Below are 9,957 nucleotides of genomic sequence, written 5' to 3' on the forward strand. Positions count from 1 at the left end.
CCATTGCCACGCTGATCTTCCCGATCCAGCAATACAACACGATGGAAGGCGACACCGACGGCGGCCGCTTCAACCCGACCAAGCAGGTCGGCGGCAACGCCTATTCGCCCGCTCGCGTGCCCTTCGCCGGCTACCCCGACAACAGCGCTTCTCCCTACAAGCTGCCCTACGCGAAAGACACGGCCCTGTTCGTCGGCCAGGCCAACCTCGGCCTTTTCAGCCACGCGCGCTTCAACAGCAACCCGCAGGTCTACGCCTTCGACTTCGCGCACGACTTCAAGGACGAGGTCCTGTGCGTTCGCAACGKCACCGTCGTCGAMTACTTCGACTGGATGCCCGATGACCAGGACCTGAGCAACACCGACCCGAACGACGCGGCTGCGATCGCCGCTGCCGTGGCCGCAGCTGCGGCGAGCGGTGCGCTGCTGCCCAACCAGACCAACGGCAGCAATGGCGGCTGGAACTTCATCCTCATTCGCCACGACGCCATCGACAACACGCACGACAAGGACCAGGGCGGTGGCAACGTGCAGACCTATGCGCAGTACGGCCACGGCGCCAACGGTGGCGTGCGCGCGGCCTTCGCGGCGCGCGGCGTGGCGGCCAACCTGATCATCGGCACGGCCGTCACCCAAGGCCAGGTGGTGATGCAGGCCGGCGACACCGGCGTGAGCTTCCACAACCACCTGCACCTGCACGTGCTCGGCGCCCTGCCCGGCACAGCGGCGCCATTGCCGGGCACACAGCAGGTGATCAACCGCAACGCGCTCACGCCCTACACGCTTCCCTTCGTCTTCAGCGACGTGAACCACGTGTTCGCGACCGACGGCGTGCCGCAGCACCTGAACTGGTACACCTCGCAGAACGTGAGGACGGGCTGATGGACCTCGGACTGCCTGACCTCTTCCCCGCCGCGGCCGGCGGTGCGGGCGTGCGGCCCGTCGTCAAGCTGGTCAAGGGCCCGGCGGCGCCAGCGGGTGGTGGCTTCGGCTCCGACCTGCTCTCGGCCGCGGCCGGCGCGCTGGGTCTGGGCGGGGGCTCGCAGCCCGACCCGCTCACCGACAGCCTGTCGTCGCTCGTCGTGCACCTGGCACCGGCGCCGTTCATCGCCCACGCGCGGCTGCGCTTCCTGCCGCGCGAAGACTTCCCCGATCTCGCTGCCGGCGACGAGCTCAGCGTGCAGCTGGGCTTCGACGGCAGCCCGCAGCCGGTGCTGGCCGGCAAGATCGCCATGCTGTCTCGCCGCGGCGACGGCTCGCTCGACGTGACGCTCGCCTCCAAGTCCGTCTCACTTGCCGCGCAACGCGAGAACACCGGCTACGAACAGCAGAGCTTCAGCGATTTGCTGTCGCAATGGGCCGCGCTGGCGCAGCTCACGCCGGGCGACATCGCGAGCGGGCCGAGCTACCCCTTCCTCGCGGTGGACGACCGGACGAGCCTGTGGGACTGGATCGCGCGACTGGCCCGCCATGCGGGCGTGCCGGCGTGGGTCGATGCCTCAGGGCAGTTGCAAGCCCATGAGACCAGCGGGCCGCCGGTGCGCACGTTCAAGTACGGCGAAGACGTGCTCGCTTTCGAGGCCACGACGCGGGACGCGATGGCCGGCACATCAAGTGTTGCCGGCGAAGGCAGCGCCGGCACGCAAGGCGCCAGCGCGTGGGCCTGGCTCGCCAAAGACAACAGCGCGAACCAGGCGACCAGCGGCGATGGCCCTGCGATCGGCTTGTGGTCAGACGGCGCCTTGCGCAGCACCGCCGCGGCTCAGGGCGCCGCCGACAGACAAGCCGCCGCTGCCAAGCGCCTGGCCACCCCCGTCCGCGTCACGGTGCCCGGAGCGCCAGACATCGACGTGGCCTCGCCTTTCGCGATCGAAGGCTGCCCGAACGGCGTGGGTGATGGGCAGTACGCGGCACTGCAGGTGCGCCATAGCTTCGATGCTCGCCGCGGCTTGCTGACGCAACTCGTCGGAGGTTCGGCATGAACGACCTCTACGAAACGGTGCGATCGCTTGTCCGGCAAGAGCTGCGCGCCCACCGCAACACCGAGCTCGGCACCGTGCAGGCGGTGTACCCCGCCGACCCAGACAACTACGACGCCGACGTGGTGCTGCGCGACGCCCAACTCGTGCTCAAGCACGTGCCCGTCGCCACGCCGCGCAAAGGCTTCGCCAGCCTGCCCGAAGTGGGTGACCTGGTGCTGGTGCAGTTCGTCGGTGGCGACATCAACCGGCCGGTGGTCGTAGGCACGCTCTACAACGACGAAGACCGGCCGCCCGAGAGCACCGAGAAGCAGTGGGTGCTGCAACTGCCTTCAGGTCCGGACAACAAGGAGAGCGGCCTTCGTGTCGAGGTCACGCAAGACTCGCCACTGACCGTGAAGGTGACGCTCGCCGACAAGTTCAGCCTGAGCATCGTCGACGACGACCCGGTCGTATCGCTGAAGGTTGCGGACACCACGCTGACGATCGATGGCAGCGGCGTAGTGAAGATCGAAGGTGCTGGCGATGTGTCGCTGAAGGCCGGCGGCGACCTGAAACTCGAGGCCAGCGGCAAGGTCGAGATGAAGGCGGGCGGTGAGATGGTGCTCAAGGGCAGCCTGATCAAGCTGAACTGATATGGGCATGCCAGGCGCAAAACAAGGGGACAAGGTGATGGCCACCGACATCCACATCCAGATGGTGCCCAGCCCGGGCGGGCCGGTGCCCACGCCGCTGCCATCGCCTTTCGTCGGCACGATCGATGGCGAGTTGTCGAGCGACGTGCAAGTCGAGGGCCAGGGCGCCGCGGTGGTCGGCTCGACCGCGACGAACTCGCCCTCGCACATTCCCACCGCAGGCCCATTCCAGAAGCCACCTTCGAACAAGGCCACGATCCAGCAAGGCTCGACCACCGTGCAGATCAACGGCAAGGCCGCTGCGCGCATGGGCGACCCGGCGATGACTTGCAACGACCCGTCGGACCTGCCGGCTGGAACCGTGATCGCAAGCGGCACCGTACTCATTGGGTGACCTGACCATGYCCGTCCGCGAAGAACCCACTGCCCACCTGCTGCGCGACCTCGCGGTACACGCCGCGCATCGCGAGCTGCGCCCGGTTTACCGCGTGAGCGAGAACCTCATCGCGCTGCGCGGCCAGGCGTGGGACTTCATCGCACGCGACGGCAAGGAAAACCTCGCGCAGGCGCTGATCCTGCGCATCCTCACCCCGCTGGGTGAGCTGTCCGCGCTCGCGCACCCCGACTACGGCTCGCGCGTGCACGAGCTGATCGGCCGTGAGAACAACGGCACCCAGCGCAACCTGCTCAAGCTCTACATCCTCGAGGCGGTCAAGGCCGAGCCGCGGGTCGAGAAGGTGGTGGAGCTGAAAGTCAATCCCTCCCCCGGCGCGCGCTCCACGGTCGATGTGCTGCTGCGCGTGAAGCCCGCCGGCGCAACCGGCGTGGTCACGATCGGGCCGTTCACGATCGAGCTGGCGGTGTAACGAGGAACTGCGATGAGCTTCCGACGCAAACCCTATCCCGAAGTCGCCGAGAGTCTGCTCAACCGCCTGCTGGGCGGCGTGAGCGGCGAGCAGCATCCCTACCCGCCGGCACGCGCCACGCGCGAGCCTTTTGCGCATCCGCTCGAACGCTCGCCGGTCGACTCGCTCACCGCTGTCTGGGGTGCGCGCAACGGCGAATCGCAGCGCTTCGAGCGCGGCACCGACTACGAGCTCTCCAGCGACGCCACCCAGATCGTCTGGAAGAGCGGCGGCCAGCGCCCCGACGAAGGCACCGCGTTCGAGGTGCACTACCTGCCCAAGCAGCGCGACGCCAATGTCAACGATCTGTACCCCGGCTCGGTGGTGCGCACGATGCTCGAAGCCGTGGCCCTGGAGACCGCAGGCCTTTACGCCCAGATGGAAGCGGTGTACCGCTCCGGCTTCGTCGACACTGCGCGCGGCGGCGCGCTCGACCATGTGGTGGCGCTGCTGGGCGTGGCGCGCGTGCGCGCCGGCCGCAACAGCGGCGAGTTGCGCTTCTCGCGTGCGCGCAACACGCGTGGCGAGATCACCATCCCGGCCGGCACGCGTGTGCTCACCGCCGACGGCAAGATCGAATACGAGACGCTGGACGATCTCACCCTGGCCGACGGTCAACCCACCGGCAAGGTCAACAGCCGCGACATCGTGGCCACCAACGACGGCTTGGCCGCAGACAGCCTCACCCTCGTCGCCAAGCCGATCGCGGGCATCGAGTCGGTGACCAACCCTGCGTCGACCACGCGGCTGGATCGCGACGAGAACGACGACGAGTTGCGCCTGCGCGCCAAGCACTTCCTCGCCGGCTCCGAGCGCGGCACGCTCGGTGCGATCGCCGGCGCCGTGGCCGGCATGGGTCTGAAGGCCGAGGCCGTCGAGCCGCCAGGATCGCCCGGCTTGGTGCGCGTGCAGGTGCACGAAAGCGCGCTCGACCCCGAGCGCCGCGCGCTGCTGGAGCGGCGCGTCGCCCAGGTGCGCCCGGCCGGCGTGCGCGTCGAGTTCGACTACGGCACCGCGCCGGTCAAGGTCGACCTCGCACTGCGCCTGACCAGCGCCGCTGGCCTGCTCGACATCGACCTGCGCCGCATCCAGTCGACCATCGGCGATCGTTTCAAGGACTACTTCGACCGCCTGCCCTCGAGCAGCGACGGCAGCATCAGCAAGCTGATCGGCTTGGCGATGGGCGTCGAAGGCGTCGAGGATGCGCGCCTGACCGCTGCCACCGTGAACGGCAGCTCCATCACCGACCTTGCCGCCGGCACGCTGCTGCTCGCGAGCCAGCCCACGCGGCTGGGCGAACTCTCGATCACCGACCCGTCGCTGTCGACCGGGCTCACGCTGTCGGTGCGCTATCCGCGCGACGCAGCGATCCCCGATGCAGCGGCGATCTCGTCGGCGGTGGAAGCCGCGCTCGCCTACCTCAACGACCTCGCGGTCCAGGCCGTCCCGGCCGATGCGCCCAAGCGCTCCTTGAGCTGGGGCAAGCTCACGCGCGCGCTACCGCTGCCGCACGGCGGTTGGGTGTCCGGCACGTTGCAGGCGCAAGAGAGCGGCACACCCGCGCCGGCCACCGCAGGCGACGTCGGCCCCTACACCGTGCAATGGACCTTCACGCGGCCGAGCGGCACCAGCGTCGTCCTCGGTGCGCCCGCCGATGCGCCCTTCGCACTGACGACCGAAGAGCGCCTGTCGGTCGCCCGCATCGCGGTCGAAGTCAAGCCCAAGGCAGCCTGAACGGTAGAACGTCATGAGCGCCTTCGAGAAACTCACCGATCTGCTGCCCAGTCTCTGGCGGCCCGAGCCCGACGACCAGACGCTGGTCGCGCAGTGGCTGCGCGCAGTCGGCCAGTCGATGGACCAGGCCGCGGCGCAGATCCAGGACGTGCTGCGTTCCCACTGGTCTGACACGGCCGACGCCGCGCTGTGGGCACCGCACTACCAGGGCGTGCGCCGCGAGCGCGGGCAGAAGCCCGCCAACGTGCGAGACCCCAACGACTTCGCCGAACTCGAACAGTACCCGTACCTGTGCGACATGGCGCGTCTCGCCGCACTGCTCGACCTGCCCCCGTGGCGCGACCCCGCCAGCCTGCGCGAGAAGGTCGAGGAATACCGCGCCCGCATCCAGGACGTGGTCGCCGCCTATGCCGATGGCCTGGTCACCCGCGATGCACTGGTGCAGCTGGTCGAGGCGGCCCTGCCCGAGGACATGGCTGCGCCGCTCTCGCGCCGCTACGCGATGTTCGCGATCGAGGAGCCCGTGGCGCTGCTGACCCGCACCGAGGCGCTGGTCATTCCGCTCGCGCAAGAGGGCGGCCTGGTCACACCGCTTTCCAGTTGGCCGTTGCCTGAGGCCGCGCTCACGCCCGCCTTCATCGTTCAAGGCGTCGCGCCCGGCGCTGGGGTGGAGGCCACGGTCAACCCGATGATCGAGCGCCATCGGTTCGACGCCGTGCCCGCGGGCGTGGGCCTCGCCTGGCAAGGCACACTGGCCGACGGCGAAGCCCTTCGCTTCTCACCGGCACGCTGCTCGTGGCTGCTGCGCGATGGTGAGTTGCACGCATCCAGCGCCGACACGGCCGAGAGTGCGGCGCGCGACCCTTCTGCCAACGGCCCTTGGGCGCTCGCCCTGGCCTTGCCCGATGGTGACGCGCGCGCCCTCACCTTCGGGCCTGACGGCATGCTGTGGCTGATCGAAGAGACGGCCACCGAGTGGCGCGTGCAGCGCTTCGACGGCACGAGCTTCCAGGTGGTGGAGATCGATGCGCCGGTGGGCCCCTTCCACGCGATCCTCGCGCAAGGCGACAAGCTCTTCCTCGCCGCCGAGCAGGGCTTGTTCCACACGCCGCTGTGGCCGGACAGTGGCGAAGACCGCTGGACTGCCGTGGCCGATGTCGATGGTGCGGTACGTGCGATCGCCGCAGTGCAAGACSGCATTGCCGCTGCCGGCGAGCAAGGCCTGTGGCGCGTTGGCGCCGACGGCGTGCTGGTCAGCCAGAGCCTGGCAGGCGTCGACCTGCAGGCGCTGGGCGTCAACGACGACCGGGGCTATTGCGCCACCGACCAGGCGCTGTTTCTCTTCCAGGGCGAAGCCGCCTTCCGCTACGACGGCAGCGGCCTGTCTGAAAACATCCCAGACTGGCAGCCCGTCGCCGCACCCGACAACGCGATGACGAGCCCGCTGCCACCCGTGCGCGTGACGGCCACGACGCCCGACGGCAGCYTGTGGCTCGGCACCAGCGACGGCCTCGCTCGCTGGACGGTGCGCGACGCCCGCACCACGCTGCTCGAAGCCTATCCGGACCTCATCGCCGGCCCGGTCAACGCGTTGCATGTCGACGACCGCGGCATGCTGTGGATCGCCGCCGACGCGGGCCTGTTCCGCTACGACGGCCGCACCATCGCGCAGTGCGACCTCGCGCAGTCGCGTTGGGTATCGCTGGGCCTTGCTGACACGGTGTACCCGAGCGACATCACCGAAGCGCCGCGTGGCCACTGGCGCTTCGACAGCATCTCGTCGAAATGGCAGCAGTGGACCGGCACGCGCTTCGCCGACCCGCAGTTGCCCGTGCGTGCCACCGTGTCCGGCCCGATGCACGCCGCGCTAACCGCGCCCTCGGTGCGCGCTGAGAAGGGCACGTGGGACGGCAGCACCTTCACCGCCACGGCGGCCGTGCCCACCAGCGAACTGCGCATGCGCATCAAACCCGACGACACGCGCATCGTTGATGCCGGCCAGCCCTTCCTGCCACTGCCCGCGCCAGGCACGCGCTGGCGCTACCTGCAGCTCGACGAAGCGCCCACGCCGCCCACGCTGCGCCCATGGTGGTCGCGCGAAGGGCAGCTCTTTCCGCCACCCACGCGCGACGCGCCCTTCCCAGGGCACTTCCGCCAGGACGCCGGCTACAACGACGACGGCCATTTCGACAACGCGATGTTCGTCTACCCGCCCTCGGCGCGCCTGGCCGCGAGCTACCCGCTTGCGCCGCAGGTTGGCGTGCGCATCCGCCTGTTCCTGAGCGACCCGTCGGTCGCGCCCGAGCCGGCGCTGGTCGAGCGGGTCTGGGCGCTGGTGGTGCGTGCGCGCGCCGCGGGCGTGCCGCTGCAACTGATGGCCGACGGCCGCCTCGTCAAGGAGAGCACCTCATGACCATGAACCTCAACGACACCCCCGCGATCGCGACGGCGCTGGGCGGCAGGCAACCGGGCCACTTGATCCAGGCGGTCGACTGGAACAGCGTCACCGAGATGCTGGCGTTGTTCGGCACCACGCTCATCGACCTCGGCGGGCGCGTCACCACGCTCGAAGCCAATGTCGCGACGTTGACCACGGCCGTGGCCGCGCTGGAGACCGTGCCCGAGCGCCTGGCCACGCTGGAAGACAACGTCGGCCCGCTGCTGGAGAACTACCTCGTCAAGATCTCGACCTCGGCCGCCAGCAACGTGGTCGGCGAGATGGCGGAGATCACGATCTCGGTGCTCGCGCTCGATGGCAGCGTGGTCGCGGGCGACCCGCCCTGGGTCGACCTGTTCGCCACCTGGGGCCGGCTGCGCGCCTCGCCCGGCTTCACCGTGCGCGCGAATGCGCAGGAGAACGCGCTGTCCGTCCAGGTCAATGCACAGGGCATCGCCAGGGTGCAACTGCGCGCCGATTCGACCCAAGGCTTCGAAGCGAACGACGAACTGCAGTTCTCCAACATGCTTCAGTCGCAGGTCGGCAACAAGTCGATGCGGCAAATCATCTTCGAAGCCCCTACGCCGCAGGAAGCAGCGGTGAAAGGCGTCTTTGCACAAATCCATACTGCCTACAACAGCAGCCAGACGACACAGCGCTATCTCGACGGCTACGCCGGCCAGTACGCGGGCGGCAAGTTCACGCTCGATCGCCTGCCGCGCTCGGGCAGCTGGGAAGACCACCGCACCACGGTGCTGGCCTTCGCCAAGCCCGATGCCGACCCGCGCAGCCCCGACCCGGCGCGCGGCGTGGCCAGCATCCAGATCGACTTCCGTGAGTGGATCACCCACTGGACGGGCGACTTCTTCGACCACTTCGATGACCTGACACTGCCGTTCGACAACCTGCTGCAGCAGCAGTTCGCCAAGGACGACATCGTGCAGGGCACCATCCTGGGGCTGGACGCGTTCAACCAGAAGACCGGCCCACTGGGCCACACGCGCAACACGTTGGGCATGCAGTTCGCGCTGAGCAAGATCAACCCCGGCGGCGATCTGGTGCGCGAGCAGGCCAAGTCGCTGATCGACGGCGCGATGAAGGTGCAACTGGCTGCCGGTGCGGGCGGCGGCACCGACATGGCGCTCGGTTATGCCGCGCAGGCGCAAGCAAGCAACACCGCCGGCAAGCAGGCGCAGGTCGCCCTTGCGCAAGCCACGCAAGCCCAATCCATGAAGGCCGCTGTCGACGTGCTCGAAGGCCGCATGAAGGCCTCAGAGGAAACCGGCCGCACGATCACCGACAGCCTCACCCGCATCGGCGACGGCGTGAACAAGATCAACGTGGTCGAAGTGGCCGACCTCGGCACGCGGCTGCAGAAGATCAACGCCGATATCAGCGTGCTGGCGGGCAAGATCAATACGTAGCGAGACGTCGCGATGCCCGTCGTCTACCTTGAGCCCTCGGACCTGTCGCTTGTTCAGGCCCAGACGGTGCTCGGGTTTCTCAACCGGGCGAGCGCCGCCGAGCAGTTGGCGCGTGACATCGAGTTTCCCGACGAGCCCGACATTGGCATCCGTCTCGGGCAAAGGCTGCTGGATGCGCGCACCGCGCTGGGTGGGCAGTTCACCGACATCCGCCAGGTGCGCTCGGTGCGACTGATCGGTCCCGAGCGTTTCACCGAGATTTGCGTGGCCGCGCTTGGCCTCGATCCGCGCCGCTGGGTCGACCTGTTCTTCGGCGGCGGGCCGATGACGCTGCGAGCGGAAGAGGGCCTGGTGCTTTCGTTGGAAGTGAAGCCACAGCCTGCGTGGCTGGGCCAACCGCTGATGCTGTTTCCCACGGTGCGCAGCAAGAGCGGCGAGCCGCGTGCCGGGGTGGCCGTCACGCTGCAAACCAACGTCGGGCGATTGAGCTACGCGTTCGGCTTCTCCGTCAGCGAAGGCAGTTCTGTCACCGCGATCACCGGCGCCGATGGCCGCGCCGAAGTGCGCCTGTACACGCCACCGGATGAGCCGCTCTCGCCCGAGCAGCGCGCCGCGTTGCTCGACGCACTGGGCCGGCTCGACGCCAACGCCCCCCATCCGCTCGCGCTGGAAGCGAACTTTCTCGCACTGGTCGATGAGTACGCGCTGGACCTCAGCTACTCGCTGCGCCGCGCGATGGACCTCTACACGCGCCAGTACCGGCCACAGATGGTCGACAGCCTCAGCCCCGGCCGCTGGCGGCTCGCGTGGCCGATGCTTACCGGCGTCGTGCGCGCCGACGCGC

Annotated in this window: 9 protein-coding genes; all 9 read left to right on the forward strand. The window is 68.9% G+C overall.

Going from position 1 to position 9,957, the window contains the following annotated elements; translation table 11 throughout:
- Positions 1-881 (forward strand): hypothetical protein (locus AC1DYI_RS18700; protein ID WP_477205634.1); only part of this gene is annotated, 881 nt, incomplete at its 5' end.
- The gene (locus AC1DYI_RS18705; protein ID WP_477205635.1) at positions 881-1,981 is read left to right on the forward strand and encodes a hypothetical protein; all 1,101 of its coding nucleotides are present in this window, start codon (positions 881-883) and stop codon (positions 1,979-1,981) included. The genes AC1DYI_RS18700 and AC1DYI_RS18705, both read left to right, overlap by 1 nt.
- Positions 1,978-2,613 (forward strand): phage baseplate assembly protein V, encoded by a 636-nt coding sequence (locus AC1DYI_RS18710; RefSeq protein WP_477205636.1) that lies wholly within the window; start codon positions 1,978-1,980, stop codon positions 2,611-2,613. Before AC1DYI_RS18705 ends, AC1DYI_RS18710 begins: the two co-directional genes overlap by 4 nt.
- 37 nt (positions 2,614-2,650) lie before the next feature.
- Positions 2,651-3,007 carry a PAAR domain-containing protein gene (locus AC1DYI_RS18715; protein WP_477205637.1) on the forward strand — a complete coding sequence of 119 codons (357 nt, stop codon included), beginning with the start codon at positions 2,651-2,653 and terminating at the stop codon, positions 3,005-3,007.
- A 7-nt stretch (positions 3,008-3,014) separates the two neighbouring features.
- On the forward strand, positions 3,015-3,479 hold the full coding sequence (locus AC1DYI_RS18720) for a hypothetical protein (protein ID WP_477205638.1): 465 nt from the start codon (positions 3,015-3,017) through the stop codon (positions 3,477-3,479).
- A gap of 12 nt (positions 3,480-3,491) precedes the next feature.
- A complete protein-coding gene (locus tag AC1DYI_RS18725) occupies positions 3,492-5,252 on the forward strand; it encodes a baseplate J/gp47 family protein (RefSeq protein ID WP_477205639.1) in 1,761 nt (586 codons plus the stop codon).
- A gap of 13 nt (positions 5,253-5,265) precedes the next feature.
- Positions 5,266-7,665 carry a hypothetical protein gene (locus AC1DYI_RS18730; RefSeq protein WP_477205640.1) on the forward strand — a complete coding sequence of 800 codons (2,400 nt, stop codon included), beginning with the start codon at positions 5,266-5,268 and terminating at the stop codon, positions 7,663-7,665.
- Positions 7,662-9,113, forward strand: a complete 1,452-nt coding sequence (locus AC1DYI_RS18735; RefSeq protein WP_477205641.1) for a hypothetical protein — start codon at positions 7,662-7,664, stop codon at positions 9,111-9,113. The genes AC1DYI_RS18730 and AC1DYI_RS18735 overlap by 4 nt, the downstream gene beginning before the upstream one ends.
- A 12-nt stretch (positions 9,114-9,125) precedes the next feature.
- Positions 9,126-9,957, forward strand: an 832-nt coding sequence (locus AC1DYI_RS18740) for a hypothetical protein (protein ID WP_477205642.1), incomplete at its 3' end; no start/stop codon positions are given.

Source organism: Ideonella sp. P3_A4 (assembly GCF_056403075.1).